Here is an 18,087-nt window from a genome sequence, read left to right on the forward strand (position 1 = left end):
TACATTTTACATGGAATCTCTCTTTTTTGTTAGTTTTTGGTGGTAAAAATTAGTTAATCAACAGACGTGCAACAAATTTATTTTGTAATCAAATTTTGATACATTTTCATAAGCTCAGCTACACACTCAGACTCTGTCATCTTGCGCCAATTAAAGCCATAAATCTCCATGACAGCTTTATCATTTTCCTGATGAGCTTCCCTAAGTTCTGATGGCATCGTTAATTCATCATACAAATCAGATAAGGTAGAGTTCGAATAAAGAGATCTCGCTTCTAAAATTTTACGACCACTCTCTGCAATATTGATACTATCTTCATCACTTACAGAAGGCCAAGGAAAGTTGTTATAGACAATAGTAGCTGAATACGCATAATCACTTTTCATTCTGCCGCAAATCGCCCTCATCCATGCGTTATGAACATTTGAATTTAGAATTGCAAAATGATATAAAGAAGCATTTGGAATCATTTGCGCATTAGTATTGGCAATCACCTCTTCATTTATGTATCCAATCGGTACATATCTTCTGTTTTGAGAAGAGACGACAGGTACTAACAAATAATTTCCATTAGGCTGTCTATCCTCAGTAAACAAGTATGGTCTATCAGCCCATTTGCGAGTAGCCTCCTTCTTACTTGCTAAACGACTCTGTTTAACACCTTCTAATCTTTCTCTAATTTCCTGTATATGTCTATACTGACTAGGCTCTACTCCCTTCAACCAAAAACAATACCTATATTTATTATTAAGGAAATCCTTCGCTCCCATATATCTTCTAATTAAATATGAAAGTTCTGGATATTTCTTAACAAATGACACTTTCTCTTCTTCATTCAATAAGAGATAGCCTCCATCTGTAGGTTGACTACCTTTTGACATTTCTGGAATATTAGAACTTATCGGTTTACGCGTCTTTTCTATTACTATATTGGGTGCATCTATCAAATAGAAGTTGATATTTTCAGCCTCATTTGGAATCCCAGATGAGTCAAAAATATATTTTTTTCTTTTGTTATAAAACGTTGAAAATCCAATGATTACACAATGTACACTTGCTCTCTTACTGGCTTCACTTTGCCACACAAAAGTTTGATATGCAAAATCAATTTCAAACTCTACTGCCTCAAATAGAGGAGCAACTTGTTCACCTTGAGTAATAGAATTAGTAGCAACAAATGCAACACCAATTCTAGTTCCTTTAATGTATTTGTCAGCTTTATAAAACCAACCCGTTACATAATCTAGTTTTTTTAGATTGGGATTTAGATCTATTAAATCTAATTTTTGCTCGGGCGACTGATACTTTGTACCAACAAATGGCGGATTACCTATAATATAATTCAACTCTTGCTTCGGGATCACTCTTGCCCAGTCTATTTTTAGAGCATTTCCTTCAACAATATTTGGATAAGTCTTTAAGGGTAAAAAATCAAGGTTCATATTGACAATATCTTCTGTTTCTTTCATCATTTGTGATTCCGCTATCCACAGAGCGGTTCTTGCAACTGATACTGCAAAGTCATTTATCTCTATACCATAAAATTGACTAATAGATACCTTTATTGGATTATGTATCATACCTAACATAATCTGATTTCCATATAATTCTCTCAAAATTTTATTCTCTAATTTACGCAAAGAAATATACGTTTCAGTTAAAAAGTTTCCAGAACCAGCAGCTGGATCAAGATATTTGAGTGAAGCCATTTTTTCTTGTAACTGTTTAAGGCGTTTCTGTCTGGTATTAAGCGTCTTAAGATTCATAATATCTTTATATTCTTCTTTTAATTCATCTAAGAATAAAGGGTCAATAACCTTATGAATGTTTTCAATAGAAGTATAGTGCATCCCCCCCAACCTTCTAGTTTCAGGATTTAGCGTAGATTCAAATACCCCTCCAAAAATAGTCGGACTGATACTAGCCCAATTAAAGTTAGCTGAAGCTTTATTTAGTATAACATCAATAATCTCTTCATTTATTCTAGGAATCACAATATCACTATCTTCAAAAAGACCACCATTTACATATGGAAAAGCAAGTAGTTCATCTGAATGATAAGGATCTCTCTCGTGCTCCTCCTGATTTAGTACTGTAAATAACTTGATTAATGCATCCCTGAAGCTTGTTGGATTATCACTAAATTTCTTTAGATAATCATGGAACATGTTATGACGACCAAATATCCCTGCATCTTCAGCATAAAAACAAAAAACAAAACGGACACAAAGAATATTTAAATGCTTTAAAGTGCTTTCCTCCTCTGGATCTTTATATTGCTTTAATAAAGCATCATATAGAACACCAACTAATTCACCGGCTTGTATAGAAACTTCCATTGATTTCTTAATATAGTGGTCTTCATCATCAATCAAAAAGTTCAAACGGTAAAAGTCTGTCTCTAATTCCTTCAAATAGACCACTTCAGGTTCAGATTGCGGCTTATTCATATCATATATATGAAACTCTTTAAAATTGCTTAAGACAATCCACCTTGGCCTGTCATCATAAGGAAGCTCTATTGAATATCTTTTCGCTTGTTGAAAAGGAGATAGGAGTGAACCATCTGATTGCCTAATTCCCTTTCTAAGGTCTTTATCAATAGATTTTTGCTCTATTAAAACATGGGTAGATGGTATAAATCCATCAATAAAACTTGTATGATCAAGCATAACTCGATCTTCGAAACGTATATACTCTGCTGGTCTTTCAATACCATAAACTTCATTTAATAAAGAAAGCCAAAATCTCGCTGAGTCACCCTTTTCATATCCTATTCCTTCCCACTTTTCAGCAAAATTCTTTGCTGCTTTTCTTTGCTCTCGCTGCGTTAACACTTTCTCACCTCGTATCAATATGAGTCATTCCTATTACTACATCGATTGTTAAAGATAGATAACATATATTTTTCACTTTGATTCCTTACAAATTTCAGAATCTAATTTTCTATTGCTCGTTCCAAAATAAATTGAATTTAAGCAACCATGTGTTAAATTCGTTAATATACTTCACTCAAACAACAAATATGCATGGTGTTAGTCTTTGTAATATCTAAAAATCAACATAAATAACGTTCCCCATTGAGATTCCATCAACTATCATACAATCCTTTCTTCTCTTTTTCTATATTTAAACATAATTTACTTTTATACACTAATTTCGAAGGGTTCAAAGACGACTCGTTTAATTGAATAACATTTTAAAAATAATTGTATCACGATACTCCTATCCCTTTCAGTAAATGTCTACATTCTATTTAATCTATTATCCAAAATATATCAAGACATCATCAAATACGCTATAATATTTACTGAATATTTTTTCTTTTAAGGGAAGATCGAGTGTTTACTATTTCTAAAAATCTCATTTATGTATCTAAAATACTAACTGATGATTTAAAAATCTAGTTTAATACAGGAAAACTGAATCTACTTAAGTGTTCGATCGCCATTTAAGCTAAATATAATTGATTTTCAGTTTGACTTAAATAACAATGTAAAATAAAAAGCTCTTGCGACACAAATGTGTCAACAAGAGCTTCGTATTATTCCCACTCAATCGTGCCTGGTGGTTTTGCTGTGATGTCATAGACGACGCGGTTTACGTGTTCTACTTCATCTGTGATGCGCGTGCTAATTTTTTCTAAAAGATCCCACGGAATTCGTGCCCAGTCTGACGTCATGCCGTCTACTGAGTGTACAGCACGAATGCCGATCGCATGGTCGTACGTACGTTTTTCATCGCGTTTTCCGACTGAGCGGATGTTCGGTAATACAGTGAAGTATTGCCAAATGTCACGATCGAGTCCTGCTTTTGCGATTTCTTCGCGTAAAATCCAATCCGATTCACGAACGATTTTTAATTTCTCTTCCGTCACTTCTCCTAGTACGCGGATTCCAAGGCCTGGACCTGGGAATGGTTGGCGCCACACGATTTCCTCTGGAAGACCTAATTCTAAACCGAGCTTACGAACTTCGTCTTTAAAGAGCGCTGTTAACGGCTCGATTAATTCAAATTCCATATCTTCTGGTAATCCCCCAACGTTATGGTGAGATTTAATCGTTTCTGATGTCGCTGTTCCACTTTCGATGACGTCCGCATAAATCGTACCTTGCGCTAAATAGTCGATACCTTCTAATTTTGCCGCTTCATCATCGAATACGTAAATAAATTCATTTCCGATAATTTTACGTTTTTGTTCAGGATCCGTTACGCCTTTTAATTTTCCTAAGAAGCGATCTTTCGCATCCACTTTAATAAAGTTCATGTTGAATTTCCCTTGGAATGTTTCAACGACGCTATCTGCTTCACCTTTACGGAGTAAACCGTGATCGACGAAAATACATGTCAATTGTTTACCGATCGCTTTATGCACGAGTGCTGCTACAACTGAAGAGTCAACGCCACCACTTAAAGCACATAAAACGTTCTTATCTCCGACTGTATTACGAATGCGTTCGACTTCCATATCGACGAAATATTTCATCGTCCATTCATCTGTCGCTTTACAAATGTCGTAGATGAAGCGTTTCAATAACTCTTTACCGCCTTCTGAAGCCGAAAGTTCCGGATGGTATTGTACACTGTACACTTGCGCTTCATCGTTCGCGATAACGTCATCGCCAGCGAGACGCTCAAATCCTGTTGGTAAATTTGTAATTTCGTATTGCTCTGCAAAGTGAACCGTCAATGTCGCTTGTTGTTCATATAAAGTAGAGGCTGGCACTTGAATTTCTTCTTGTGCATCGAGGACGTTGCGCTTCTGCACCGCTCCACCGAATTGTTCAATGACTTCTTTCACTCCTGAACTAATCGCAAGTACCGGAATATCCAATTTGAAAATGTTTGGATCCACCGTTAATTCGTACTTCTCGATTACGTCGAGTGTTCCACCTGATAAAATGACACCTGCTGCATTCATCGCTTGAATCTGTTCTGCTGTCGTCGTATGGACGTGAAGCTCACTATACATCCCTAGTTCGCGAATCGTACGCGTCAAGAGCTGATTGTGTGCGCTACCTAAGTCTATAACGACAATTTTCTGTTGTGCACTTAATAAAGGCGCTGCCATGTTTTTACCTCTTTCTCTCTTAAAATTAAGTGATATGACTCACTTGCGTTGAAAAAACTTTCAACGTTCGATTGCGTTCATTTTACTCGTAAAATGGATAGAAATCAACCGTCAACCTGTTCAAAAACGCGGTCTATCAATTGTTGCAAACGCAACCATTCAGTTTTTTCAAGCATTCCATTATAAAGCAATTTTTCATAAATTTTCGTGCACTCGATGAAATCTTCGAGGTTTAATTCGTCCGACACTTTTGTCGCAAACGTTAAATACGTTTCTGCTTCATGACGTTCAAATCCTTTTTTCCGAAGTTTCTTTAAAATTTTCTCGTATTCTGTCGGCATAGTTTCCTCTAATGTTCTTTCGCGACGCTGACGTCTAATCACGAAATACATCCCAATCACTAAAGCGCCTATGACGATGAAGAACGGCCATTTACTCCAAGTAGAGGAGACAACTTCAGGAGATGATTCCTTCTCTTCTTCTATTTCTTCACGTTCGCGTTCTACTTCTGGCGTTGTTTCTCGTTCTTCATAAAAGTCAGCAGGGTTCGTAAAGGTGAGTGTCGGCTCGAATGGGACCCAACCTTCCTCTTTCATATACACTTCCACCCAAGAGTGCGCATCGTTTTGAGTAATTGTATGGACGATTTCTCCTTCTTCATAATGCTGTTCACCAAATGCGTATCCCTTCGCCCAACGTGCTGGGATACCTAATGAACGAAGCATGACGACCATCGAAGTTGAATAGTTGTCACAGTAACCTACTTGAGATTCGAATAAAAACTGATCGACGTAATCTTCACCATCTTGAGGAATCGGCACATTCGTCTTATCGTATACGTAACCATTCTCCGCAAAATAATGTTCGACTGCTTTCACTTGATCGTACACATTGTCATACGGTTCGACAATCGACGCCGCAAGTTCTCGTACGCGATGTGGTAAACTATCTGGCAATTGTAAATAACGTCCGATTGGTTCACTCGCATAATCTTCAAGTTGTAGCGTACGCATATAATCGACAGAATACGCTTCTTTTCGAACGGCCACTTGATACGTCGTAACATCTACCTCATCATAACTTGCATAAGCACGCAGACGATCATACTCTTCTTCCAGCGTAAACACCGCAGCCCCTCCTCCATCTAAAGGAGTCGCCTCTTCCATTTGATATGGATAGGGAGCATACGGTAAGGGATGCAGCAATTGAATCGTATACTTTTCATACGAACTCATCGAATCGACAAAAGGTAATGTGGCCTTGCGATGTTCTTCTTCCGTATTCGCCCAACCTTTCGACGTATACGTATCTTTCGTTTCAATTTTCCAATATTGTTTCGCCGGGCCTTTCACTTTCATCACGACCGCATCGTTATCTTGAATCGTGCCACCTAGTTGTTCGTCATCTTCACTATATCCGGTCGCTTTATCTTGTTGTGATCCACGATCCGACAATAGCATTTGGTCCCCTGTAGTCGGTAAGAAAAATGCCACTCCCCAAACGACAACGACCGCTACTATTTGACTGATTAATGCCGTTTTCCAATTGTGCGGAAGCTTGCGTTCAGACACGCGATACCAATACATCGCGACTAAAATAATCAAACAATACGCCATCACTTTCGGAATAATGAGCGTGCTGTCATACGTGCCGAAAATATGAAGGACAATGAAAAACGTCCACGTGACGATCACGAATAAAAAAAGTCGCTTCATATAGTCCGTCCAATAATGAATGAAATACGTAAACATCCATAATAAAACGAAAAATAATAACGTTCGAAATTCATTCGTTAACCATTCAATGTCCCACATGAAAAGAAAAGGAACATTCCATTCATACTGTTCTTTCAAAAATGGCCAAATTTCTCGCCACGTCGCATGTTCATTGAAAATTTTCGTCGTTAATGCGATCAATAAAAATAATTTGAGAGGGAAGCTAATAAACCAACGAGCCCTTAAAAAGTATAAAGTTAAGCTGAAACTAATAAAAAGAAGAAAATGAAAGCGAGAACCAGAGTGAGTAACCGCTAAAATAGGCGTTAACCATTCTGACAAAATAAAAAAGCTGCTCACATAAATTACGAGACGGGACAGTATAGAAATTTGCGTTCTCGTCATCCTTCCTCCTCCTCACGAACCGGAATGTACACCATTTGAGAAACGATTTTAGGTTTTTCTTTGGAGACGACGTAAATGAATAATTTCAATGCAGGCGCCACTTGATAAAACGGCGCTTCCGTCGTACTCGTAATGAGTATCATTCCTTCAACTTGTTGAAAAGCTTCAGCCGTTACGGCAGTAGACGAAGGAGTGGCCATCGCTAATGATTGCCGCACTCGTTCATACGTTACTGCGTCCGCCACTTCCATACGTTCTCCGATATGCTGCATCGGTTGATACGTGAAAGGGATTCCTTGTGTATAAAAATAATAGAGACAAGTCATCGTGAAGGAGAGCCGCTCTTCAAAGCACTGCTCCTCAGACAAATCTAAACCGACTGTAATAGGCGAATGGATAGGTTCTTCATATTGCTTCGTCACAAATTTCCCGTGTTTTGCGGACACTTTCCAATGAATATCTTTTAACGGATCGCCTTGCACATAGGCTCGCAAATTCGAAAGGTCTGTACCATGAAGATGTCTCGGTTTTTCATATTTGGTCCCTTCCGCCAGCCATTGTTGCTCCCGTTGAATATGGCGTAAATACATCGCATTCACTCGCGGATAAATATAAAAATCCGCCTTCGCTAAGCCATTCGTTCTTTTACGAATGAGTTGAAAAAGATCGTGCGCTTCCCATGTAATATTGCTTAAATGATAATGTCCACGCGTCAATTCGTCTAATGAATAATCGACTTGCCATTCTTTGCGAAACCCGATATATACGGCATACGATTGCCTACGTGTTTCACTCTGACTCGTCCACGTTTCAACACCTCTCAAAAAAAACAGTGGAAAACGATTATTTCGTCGATACGTTTGGCGAATGAGACGTTGGCCAGAAATACCTGTCTCTACAACTTCCGTACTCACTTGAATACGGGAGTACGGATAGATGGACAATAAAAGGGCGTATACGATGAAAGGAGTTAAGCTGTATACCGTAAACAAAATGACCGATTGTTGTTCCACCCAGCCGAGTATCCAAAGTGCGATAAAAAATAAAGCTAATCCACTCGTCCGCCAATCGAATGTCATACGAACACTCCAACCGGTACAGGCGTCGTCGTAAGCAAATCCGTTACAATTTGTTCTAGCGTAATGCCATCAAAGAGCGCTTCTTTCGTTTCATGAATCCGATGTAAAGCGATGTACGGGAATAAATATTGAATATCATCCGGTGTGACATACATGCGTCCTCTTAAGGTCGCATACGCTTTCGTCGCGTGTTGAAAAGCGAGTGCGCTCCGTGGACTAAGTCCGAGGTCGAGCAAAGGATGCTCTCGCGTCGCACGTACTAAATCGAGTAAATAACGTTGCACTTGTTCGTGAATTTTCACGTCATGAATTTCACGCTTCATCGCCATTAATGATTCCACTGTCAAAACCGATTGTAAGACGCCGTTTTCAACGTGACTTTTCAATAAAAATAACTCTTCTTCATACGTCGGATAGCCCATCTTCACTTTAAACAAAAAGCGGTCGAGTTGTGCTTCCGGTAAATCATAAGTCCCGTGATGGGTTGATGGGTTTTGCGTCGCCATGACGAAAAAAGGTTGGGGTAATTCATAGGTAACGCCGTCGATTGTCACTTTTTGCTCCTCCATACTTTCAAGCAAAGCGGATTGTGTTTTCGGCGAAGCTCGGTTCAACTCATCTGCTAATAGGACGCTACCGAAAATCGACCCTTTTTTAAACTCAAATTGTGACGTTGCCGGATTGTATATTGAAACTCCTAAAATATCAGAGGGCAGTAAGTCTGGCGTAAATTGAATACGTTGAAAAGGGAGATGCATCGACTGGGCCAAAGACTTCACTAAGGCAGTCTTTCCAACACCTGGTACGTCCTCTAATAAAATATGGCCTCCGCTTAATAAAGCGGTCAAACTTAATTCAATCACTTCACGCTTCCCGACAATATGCCGTTCTATATTCGTGATCACTTTTTCCATCTGTTCAATAATCATTCATCTCTTGCTCCTTTCAAAAAAAGAGTTTTCTGCCACCGTGACAGAAAACTCCTATACTATATTATTTCCAAAATGTATCGAAACGAGTGATTGGTAAATGACGCTTATGCATCGACTGTTCATATAACTGTTCGATGCGTTGACGCGCTTTTGTTGAAACTTCTTTACCTTCTAAATAATCGTCAATTTCCGCATATGTTACACCGAGCGCTTCTTCGTCTGGCTGCGCTGGTCGATCCTCTTCTAAGTCTGCGGTCGGAATCTTATGATATAGGACGGGTGGGCACTCTAAATGTTTCAAAATTTGAGCACCTTGACGTTTATTTAAGTTAAAGAGTGGCATTAAGTCTGCACCACCGTCTCCGTACTTCGTAAAGAACCCTGTAATCCCTTCTGCTGCGTGATCGCTACCGAGAACGACTGCGCCGCGCATCGCCGCAATCGAATATTGTGCTTTCATACGTTCACGTGCCTTTTCATTTCCTTTTACGAAGTCAGACACTTCAATTCCTGCTTCTTTTAACGTTTTGACACTTGCGTCCACTGCTGGCTTCACATCGATTGTAATCGTTTCGGTCGGCTGGATATATTCAAGTGCTAATTGACAATCTTCTTCATCAAATTGCTTTCCATACGGAAGACGCAATGCGATAAAAGCATATTGTTTTTCTCCTTCTTCATTCAACTCATCGACCGCCATTTGCGCAAGCTTCCCTGCTAAAGTAGAATCCTGTCCACCTGATACTCCAAGAACGAACCCTGTCACGAATGGATAGCGCTTTGTATAGCTTTTCAAAAAATCAATAATGTGGCGCACTTCTTCAGCTGGATCGATACTCGGACTGACATGATATTGTTCAATGATTTCTTTTTGCACGATTATTCCTCCTTATATGAATGGACTAATTGATTCACTTCTTCGATATTTCTCATTTTGTTATCCCAACATTTCTGACTTAAATCGACTGGGTATTCTTCTGGATTTAATGAACGTTTATACTCATCCCACAGCAGTTTTAAATTTTCTTTTCCGTAGGCACGCATCTCTTCCAATGTCGGATTTTCATAAATGACTTCGCCTTTTTTAACGACATGCTCGTGTAAGTTAACTGCATCGAAATCTGTCACATACTTTGAAAGATACGTGTGCACTGGATGGAACATTTTCAGCGTTTTTTCCGCTTGAGGGTCTTCTTCCTTCATCGTAATATAATCCCCTTCTGCTTTTCCGGTTTTACGATTGATGATTCGATATACATTTTTCTCTCCAGGTGTTGTCACTTTTTCCGATGTGGATGAAATCTTGATCGTATCTTCCATTATTCCTTCACTATTTTCAATCGATACGATTTTGTACACCGCTCCTAGTGCTGGCTGGTCGTAGGCAGTAATCAGTTTCGTACCGATTCCCCATGTGTCGACACAAGCCCCTTGTGCTTTTAAGTTCAAAATCGTATATTCATCTAAATCATTCGAAACGACAATTTTAGCATCGTGAAATCCTGCTTCATCTAACATGCGGCGCGCTTCTTTTGATAAGAAAGCGATGTCACCACTGTCTAAACGAATCCCTTGGAAGTTAATTTTATCTCCGAGCTCTTTCGCTACACGAATCGCTGTCGGCACACCGATTTTTAACGTGTTGTACGTGTCGACTAAAAAGACGCAATCTTTATGGCGTCGAGCGTAAGAATGAAACGCTTCATATTCACTTTTATACGCTTGTACCATCGAGTGAGCGTGTGTTCCAGCAACCGGGATTCCGAAGAGCTTTCCTGCTCGAACATTACTCGTCGCCTCTAAACCACCTACAATCGAAGCGCGAGCTCCCCAAATAGCAGCATCCATCTCTTGTGCACGGCGAGTCCCGAACTCCATGACGACTTCATCTTTTACAACTTGTTTTATGCGACTCGCTTTCGTCGCAATTAATGTTTGGAAGTTGACGATGTTTAAAATTGCTGTTTCGATTAATTGAGCTTCCGCGAGTGGTGCTTCAATTCGCATTAACGGTTCATTCGCAAAGACGAGCTCTCCTTCAACAACTGAATACACATCTCCCGTAAAACGAATTGTCTTTAAATAATTTAAAAAATCTTCTTCATAACCGACTTGTTCTTTTAAATAACGTAAATCACTATCTGTAAAACGGAACTCTTTTAAATAATCTAATACGCGCTCTAATCCTGCAAATACAGCATAACCATTTCCAAATGGCATACTGCGAAAGTACACTTCGAAAATAGACTTTCGTTCATGCATCCCATCCGCCCAATACGACTCAACCATATTAATTTGGTACAAGTCTGTATGTACGGCTAAACTGTCGTCCTTATAATTCGTCTTCATACGAATAAACCCCTTCTTCTGTACAATGTATTTGTTCTATTATACCCCTTTCTACTAAAGCGCGAAAGAAAATGAAGCCTAGTTTTCGCAAAACTAGGCTTCATCGCTTATTAATAATGAAAATTTTTAACCGATCCGCAATTTTTACAAATACGATGCGTTCTTTTTTCTTCGTATTCGTGCTCACAGTTCGCTTGAATCGTTTGAAGTTGCTCTTCCAATTGGCGAAGGGTTTGACGTTTTTCATGAATTTGCACAAGCAAATGTTGCGCTGTTATTTCTTCATTCATTTCCTCACCTCAATTGTAAATTTTTCCACCGAGCTCTCGGAACTGTTCTGCTTTTTGTTCCAATCCTTCTTTAACGCGTAAACGCTCTTCTAATGAATCATCATCTGAATATTTTCTAATGTCATGCGAGATGCGCATACTGCAAAACTTCGGTCCGCACATCGAACAGAAATGCGCCACTTTTGCACCTTCTGCTGGCAACGTTTCATCATGGTATTCGAGCGCGCGCTCCTGGTCCAAACTTAAATTAAATTGGTCGCGCCAACGGAATTCGAATCGTGCTTTAGATAGCGCGTCATCGCGTTTTTGCGCTGTCGGATGCCCTTTCGCAAGGTCCGCCGCATGCGCCGCAAGCTTATACGTAATGACTCCTTCTCGCACGTCGTCTTTATTCGGTAAGCCTAAATGTTCTTTCGGCGTCACATAACAAAGCATTGCCGTTCCCATCCACCCGATCATCGCAGCACCGATCGCGGACGTAATATGGTCATAGCCCGGTGCGATGTCTGTCGTTAAAGGACCTAATGTGTAAAACGGCGCTTGGTCACAAATTTCAAGTTGTTTGTCCATATTTTCTTTAATTTTATGCATCGGTACATGGCCTGGTCCTTCCACCATTACTTGCACGTCATGTTCCCATGCAATTTTCGTCAGTTCGCCTAATGTTTCTAACTCGGCAAACTGTGCTTCATCGTTCGCATCGGCAATCGAACCTGGACGTAAACCATCCCCTAATGAAAAGGCGATATCGTATTGTTTCATAATTTCACAAATCTCTTCAAAGTGCGTATATAAAAACTCTCTTTATGGTGAAGTAAGCACCACTGAGCCATAATGGATCCACCGCGTGATACGATGCCCGTTACGCGATTTACTGTCATCGGAATGTAGCGCAATAACACACCCGCATGAATCGTAAAGTAACTGACTCCTTGCTCAGCCTGTTCAATCAACGTATCTCGAAACACTTCCCACGTTAAGTTTTCCACTAAGCCGTTCACTTTTTCGAGCGCTTGGTAAATCGGCACCGTCCCGATAGGAACAGGTGAATTACGAATGATCCACTCGCGTGTCGTATGGATGTTCTTACCTGTCGACAAATCCATAATCGTGTCCGCTCCCCCAACGAGTCGCCCACGTCATCTTTTCCACTTCTTCAGCGATGGAAGAAGTGACTGCTGAATTTCCAATATTCGCATTAATTTTCACGTGGAAATTGCGTCCGATAATCATCGGTTCCGCTTCTGGATGGTTAATATTCGACGGTAATACCGCACGGCCTCGCGCGATTTCTTCTCGCACAATTTCAGGTTCTAATCCTTCACGAATCGCGACGAACTCCATTTCAGGTTCTAATCCTTCACGAATCGCGACGAACTCCATTTCAGGTGTCACAATTCCTCGTTTCGCATAATGCATTTGCGTCACATTTTTCCCTCGCTTTGCGCGGAGTGGTTTTCGTTTACGCAATGGGAATAAGTCATCTTCTTTTTCTTTCCCTGGACGGTATACGTTATCCTCAGGCTTCACTTCGCGCCCTTCATATTCCTCGACGTCGCCGCGCTCTAAAATCCACTGTTCGCGAATGCGTGGCAATCCTTTTTCAATATCGATTTCATGTGTTGGGTCCGTGTACACACCGCTCGTATCATAAACACGAATTGGTTCGTTCGGTATTTCGCCTTGCTCTGTGATTGTCGGCGATAAAGCGATTTCACGCATCGGCACGCGAATATCCGGACGGCTCCCCTCTACATACACTTTCGTGCTCGCTGGAAAACAATCGTGAATTTGAATTCCTTTTTGTTTTGCTGTCATGTTTTTCAGTCTCCTTCTTCATTTTGAGGTAGACCGCATAACTCGCACCATTCGGGACAATCCATACAAAAAAGCCAGGTCTAATGATAGTTAGACCTGGCACGTAAATAAACATACGTCTCGTATGTATTGTGTCATTAATAAGTACTTCCCCACGCTGGTATGAGCCAGATCAGGTCCAAAGAGTTAGGAAAATTAGTTCTCCCTCTCAGTCCGCCACTTTCGGACACCCCTAGTTTTTTATTGAATTGTTCGTACACGTTCACCATGAACGCTCTTCTTTTATTTGTCAAGGATTACTTTTTATGTGAACGTTTTTTACTTTGAATTCATTATCGTAAAATATGAATTTCTCGCCGATTTCTTTTCCTAATAAATGTTTTCCGAGCGGACTATCGACAGAAATTTTATCTCGTTCAATATCCGCTTCTAACGAATGAACGATTTGATACGTTTCCACTTCGGATTCGCCACTTTCTAAAATATCGACATACGTTCCAAGCTGTACGACTCCGTTGTCTTCTGGTTCAATAACTTCCACCTTCAAAAGCAATGCTTTCAACTGTTCTATTTTTTCTCGCACTTCAAATGATTCTTCTAAGTATTGTGCGTACACCGGATCTTCCGAGAAATCACAAAATCCTCGCGCTGCTTTTACTTTTTCTTGTGATTTTTGCAATATATCATTTTCTAATTTTGAAAGTTGTTCTTCCAGTTGCTGTTTTCCGTCTTTCGTTAACCGAATGATGTCGTCCATTTGTGAATACCTCCTACTACTCGACTCGCAAGAGCATACACTGCTATGACGCTAAAAATTAAAATATGCCAAATGACGATTGCAAAAATATGTGGTAAATATTGCATATTTACATAGACGATGAGCACTAATATTAACGTATATGCAAAAGCGATTAAGTTGTATAATAACCACTCTTGCGACAATGTACTCGCAAATTTCGTAATGAGTATATTAAATGGCATGACGAGCAATAAGTAAATCAGCAAAATGATAATGAGTGTTACGAGAAACACACGCCACGTTGAATTCATATTAAAAAATTCTGGGTATTCCAGCTCCAAAGGAAGTGTTTGGACGCCTTTCGTCAATAAAAAAGACGTGATCAATGTCGCTATACTAATCGTAAAAAATCGTTTCCACATGACCTTTAAACTCCTCTCACAATGTTAAACGCGGTAAAATAAACTCGATTTGCACTTCATCAATTCGCTCTCTCGAATAAATTTGCTCATATTTTTCATAAAAGCGACTGCATTCGAACAAGTTCGCTTGTAACTCAGGAAATTGTTGAATGACAACATTTCTTCGAATAATGTCATCGAGTGCAAAATAACCTTGGTGAAAGTAATTTTCTTCACTTGGAATCGTCATTTTAATGGATAATAACCATTCTTCATGCCTTTGAATCACTCGGTTTTCAAACAGTAACAAACCCGGTTTATGCTCGATTCGTGCTCGTAAATGCGCCAACACGAAACGGTCAAAGTTGTCATTCGTTTCTAAATCAAACTCTTCATGAATCGCCCATTGCTTCGCTATATGTTTTGCAATGCGTATCACTTCTTCCTCAAGCATCGATTCATTTTGAATACTCGACTCATAAATCGCTAAAATACGTAAAACTGTATGTTCCACTACGGACACTCCTCTAAAAATACACACATTACTCCTCATTACTCCTCATTATAACGAATGTTAGAGAGAGAGATGATCTCCACTTACTCTCCTTCAAAATATTGAATCGCGTACTGCGCAAAAATTGCGACTCCTAAATGTAGAGCTGCTTCATCGATATCGAATTTAGGATGATGGTTCGGATATTTAATTCCTTTTTCTTCATTTTGAATGCCGAGTCGGAAAAAGATTCCCAGTACTTGCTCGGCGAAATAGGAGAAGTCTTCCCCCCCCATACTCGGCTTAACGATCGCAAGTGAATCTTCTCCTAATATCGCATCTGTCGCTTTTTGAAGGGGTTCAATTAAAGAAGGTTCATTGTATACAGAAGGATAACCTTCCTCATAATCAAAAGTATACGTCGCCCCCATACCGCTCGTAATTCCATTTACGTAACGCTCAATCGTCTCTTTCACGATAGGGCGCAAATTTGGATTTAACAATCGAACCGTCCCTTCTAATTTGACGGACGGTGCAATGACGTTGCGCGTGTAGCCTCCCTCAATCTTTCCAATCGTAATTCTAACGGATCGACGACGCGACTGACAACTTGTTGTAAGGACGTGATGATTTCTCCTGTAATCGTAATGGAATCGACCGCTTGATGAGGGTGCGCCGCATGTCCACCACGGCCGCTAATTTCAAGGTCAAATGCATCTGTACACGCCGTCGCAAATTCAAGCGTCACCGTCGTCTTTCCTACAGGGGCGGTCGGATGGACATGCAACCCAATAATCGTATCGACATCTGGATTTTTCAATACCCCTTCTTCTACCATATGTTTCGCACCTGCGTATCCTTCTTCTGCCGGCTGAAAAATATAGACGATATTTCCTTCTTCTAATTCATATTGATCGAGTACAGCAATCGCGCCTAATAAAATCGTCATATGTGCATCGTGACCACATAAATGTGCGACCCCTGGAACCTTCGACTTATACGGAGCATCTTTTTCATCCATGATCGGTAAAGCGTCCATATCGGCGCGAATCGCTAATGTCGGACCTGGACGCTTTCCACGTTTAATCACTTTCAATCCTGTCTTTGCGATATTTGGAATAACTTCCACATCGTACTGCTTTAAAATAGTTTGAATGTACTTGGATGTTTCCCATTCTTCAAACGATAATTCTGGATGTTGATGAAAATGACGTCGCCATTCCACGAGCTGCGATTGTAGTTGTTGTGCACATGCTTTTACATTTAATTTCACTGTATTCCCCCATCTGTTCTACCCCTTTTCCACTTTCAAAAATTCTTACAATTCAAACATTAACAAAATAGTAGCTTATCTTTATTTATTCATATATATTGTATTATTATACAATATTAAAACGAATAAGGGAGTGTTTCTTTTGAATTCTTATCCATTAAAAAACTGGTTACTTTTCCTTCTCCCTTCCGCACTCGGGATTTTCCTCTTTATGATTCCGATTCCGTACGGAGAAGATGTGAAAGTACCGATTGCGATTCTCGCTGACTTATTAAATAATCAAATTGCTGAATATATGTCTATCATCGGACTCATTACGATGATCATCGCAGCCATTGGTTCTCTCGTCTTTGCCTTTGTAAAGCCAACACGTGAAACATTTTGGGCTAAATTGTTTAAAGTGACACCGTTTTGGCTCGTCACACGAATTTTAGCAGCGATCTTCGCTATCGCGACTGTATTTAAAATAGGACCTGAAGCAGTTTGGAGTGAAAATACTGGGAGCTTATTATTGAGCACAGACGGTTTAATTACCTTCTTATTTACAGTATTTTTATTCGCAGGATTTTTATTGCCATTACTTTTAAACTTCGGACTTTTAGAGTTTTTCGGTACGTTAATGACGAAAGTGATGCGCCCTTTATTTAAGCTGCCAGGACGCTCCTCTATCGACGCACTCGCTTCTTGGGTCGGCGATGGAACGATTGGTGTCCTCATGACGAGCAAGCAATATGAAGAAGGCTATTATACGAAACGTGAAGCGGCGATTATCGGGACGACATTCTCTGTCGTATCGATTACATTCGCTATTACGATTCTCGATAAAGCTGGTCTCTCTTCTTACTTTTTACCGTATTACGGAACAGTCGCACTCGTCGGATTCGTTCTCGCGGTCATTATGCCACGTATTTTCCCGTTAGCACAGAAAGATAATACGTACATTGATGGACGTCCGTTTGAAGAGAAAGATGCGACACCGAAACATCCTTTACGCACGGGGACGAAGCTCGCACTTGATGCGGCGAAGAAAAATAGTTCACTCAGCCATACGATGCGTTCTGGTTTCCAAAACGTTCTCGATATGTGGATCGGTGTCATCCCTGTCGTTATGGCATTCGGAACGGTCGCTCTTATTTTAGCAGAGTATACGAGCTTATTCTCGATTATCGGAAAACCGTTCGAACCTTACTTGAACTTACTAAATATCCCACAAGCGGCTGAAGCAGCGCCACTTATGGTCGTCGGATTTACCGATATGTACTTACCGATCATTTTGGCACAAGGTGTCATCACCTCACAATTAACGATGTTCGTCGTCGCAACAATCTCTGTCGTCCAGCTCGTCTTCCTCGCAGAAGTCGGTGGATTGTTACTCGGATCAAAAATCCCAGTCAACTTCTTCGACCTCGTCATCATCTTCATATTGCGTACAGTGATTGCCTTGCCGATTATTGCGGGCGTCGGTCACTTACTATTTTAATAAAAAATGTCCTTTCATTCCATCAACGGAACGGAAGGACAT

The 18,087-nt window shown here is 40.1% G+C and carries 15 protein-coding genes, 1 pseudogene and 1 riboswitch; of the genes and pseudogenes, 1 reads left to right on the forward strand and 15 read right to left on the reverse strand.

Translation table 11 applies throughout. From position 1 onward, the window contains the following. Positions 1-77: 77 nt before the first annotated feature. The 15 genes and pseudogenes from ACFQ0V_RS02760 to ACFQ0V_RS02830 all read right to left on the reverse strand — a co-directional run bounded on the left by ACFQ0V_RS02760 (position 78) and on the right by ACFQ0V_RS02830 (position 16,565). Complete coding sequence (locus tag ACFQ0V_RS02760) at positions 78-2,837, reverse strand: DNA methyltransferase (RefSeq protein ID WP_381009395.1); 2,760 nt, start codon at positions 2,835-2,837, stop codon at positions 78-80. A gap of 707 nt (positions 2,838-3,544) precedes the next feature. Next, positions 3,545-5,071, reverse strand: coding sequence for a glutamine-hydrolyzing GMP synthase (gene guaA, locus ACFQ0V_RS02765; protein ID WP_381009397.1), 1,527 nt, complete (start codon positions 5,069-5,071; stop codon positions 3,545-3,547). 104 nt (positions 5,072-5,175) lie between these two features. Continuing rightward, on the reverse strand, positions 5,176-7,191 hold the full coding sequence (locus ACFQ0V_RS02770; RefSeq protein WP_381009399.1) for a transglutaminase-like domain-containing protein: 2,016 nt from the start codon (positions 7,189-7,191) through the stop codon (positions 5,176-5,178). Then, complete coding sequence (locus tag ACFQ0V_RS02775) at positions 7,188-8,270, reverse strand: DUF58 domain-containing protein (RefSeq protein WP_381009400.1); 1,083 nt, start codon at positions 8,268-8,270, stop codon at positions 7,188-7,190. The genes ACFQ0V_RS02770 and ACFQ0V_RS02775 overlap by 4 nt, the downstream gene beginning before the upstream one ends. Beyond that, positions 8,267-9,199: an AAA family ATPase gene (locus tag ACFQ0V_RS02780; protein WP_381009401.1), complete on the reverse strand. Its 933-nt coding sequence runs from the start codon at positions 9,197-9,199 to the stop codon at positions 8,267-8,269. The genes ACFQ0V_RS02775 and ACFQ0V_RS02780 overlap by 4 nt, the downstream gene beginning before the upstream one ends. 64 nt (positions 9,200-9,263) lie before the next feature. Next, positions 9,264-10,085 carry an ammonia-dependent NAD(+) synthetase gene (nadE, locus tag ACFQ0V_RS02785; protein ID WP_381009446.1) on the reverse strand — a complete coding sequence of 274 codons (822 nt, stop codon included), beginning with the start codon at positions 10,083-10,085 and terminating at the stop codon, positions 9,264-9,266. Next, a complete protein-coding gene (locus ACFQ0V_RS02790) occupies positions 10,082-11,551 on the reverse strand; it encodes a nicotinate phosphoribosyltransferase (protein WP_381009402.1) in 1,470 nt (489 codons plus the stop codon). Before ACFQ0V_RS02790 ends, nadE begins: the two co-directional genes overlap by 4 nt. 110 nt (positions 11,552-11,661) lie before the next feature. After that, positions 11,662-11,841, reverse strand: a complete 180-nt coding sequence (locus tag ACFQ0V_RS02795; protein ID WP_381009404.1) for a hypothetical protein — start codon at positions 11,839-11,841, stop codon at positions 11,662-11,664. A gap of 9 nt (positions 11,842-11,850) precedes the next feature. Then, positions 11,851-12,947: pseudogene (gene thiC, locus ACFQ0V_RS02800) on the reverse strand (phosphomethylpyrimidine synthase ThiC). Continuing rightward, positions 12,928-13,659 (reverse strand): phosphomethylpyrimidine synthase ThiC, encoded by a 732-nt coding sequence (locus ACFQ0V_RS02805; protein ID WP_381009406.1) that lies wholly within the window; start codon positions 13,657-13,659, stop codon positions 12,928-12,930. Before ACFQ0V_RS02805 ends, thiC begins: the two are co-directional and overlap by 20 nt. A 132-nt stretch (positions 13,660-13,791) precedes the next feature. Then, a riboswitch (TPP riboswitch) is annotated at positions 13,792-13,903 on the reverse strand. 45 nt (positions 13,904-13,948) lie between these two features. Continuing rightward, positions 13,949-14,416 (reverse strand): GreA/GreB family elongation factor, encoded by a 468-nt coding sequence (locus tag ACFQ0V_RS02810; protein ID WP_381009408.1) that lies wholly within the window; start codon positions 14,414-14,416, stop codon positions 13,949-13,951. Further along, positions 14,395-14,820, reverse strand: a complete 426-nt coding sequence (locus ACFQ0V_RS02815) for a hypothetical protein (RefSeq protein WP_381009410.1) — start codon at positions 14,818-14,820, stop codon at positions 14,395-14,397. The genes ACFQ0V_RS02810 and ACFQ0V_RS02815 overlap by 22 nt, the downstream gene beginning before the upstream one ends. 16 nt (positions 14,821-14,836) lie before the next feature. Further along, the gene (locus ACFQ0V_RS02820; RefSeq protein ID WP_381009411.1) at positions 14,837-15,313 is read right to left on the reverse strand and encodes a hypothetical protein; all 477 of its coding nucleotides are present in this window, start codon (positions 15,311-15,313) and stop codon (positions 14,837-14,839) included. 83 nt (positions 15,314-15,396) lie between these two features. Further along, the gene (locus ACFQ0V_RS02825) at positions 15,397-15,873 is read right to left on the reverse strand and encodes a M20/M25/M40 family metallo-hydrolase (RefSeq protein WP_381009448.1); all 477 of its coding nucleotides are present in this window, start codon (positions 15,871-15,873) and stop codon (positions 15,397-15,399) included. Then, positions 15,810-16,565 (reverse strand): M20 metallopeptidase family protein, encoded by a 756-nt coding sequence (locus ACFQ0V_RS02830; protein ID WP_381009413.1) that lies wholly within the window; start codon positions 16,563-16,565, stop codon positions 15,810-15,812. Before ACFQ0V_RS02830 ends, ACFQ0V_RS02825 begins: the two co-directional genes overlap by 64 nt. A gap of 142 nt (positions 16,566-16,707) precedes the next feature. On the opposite strand from ACFQ0V_RS02830, the gene ACFQ0V_RS02835 reads away from it, so the two are divergent. Further along, positions 16,708-18,045 carry a YjiH family protein gene (locus tag ACFQ0V_RS02835; RefSeq protein ID WP_381009415.1) on the forward strand — a complete coding sequence of 446 codons (1,338 nt, stop codon included), beginning with the start codon at positions 16,708-16,710 and terminating at the stop codon, positions 18,043-18,045. Positions 18,046-18,087 lie beyond the last annotated feature (42 nt).

The organism is Savagea faecisuis, assembly GCF_042675605.1.
Classification (GTDB): domain Bacteria; phylum Bacillota; class Bacilli; order Bacillales_A; family Planococcaceae; genus Savagea; species Savagea faecisuis.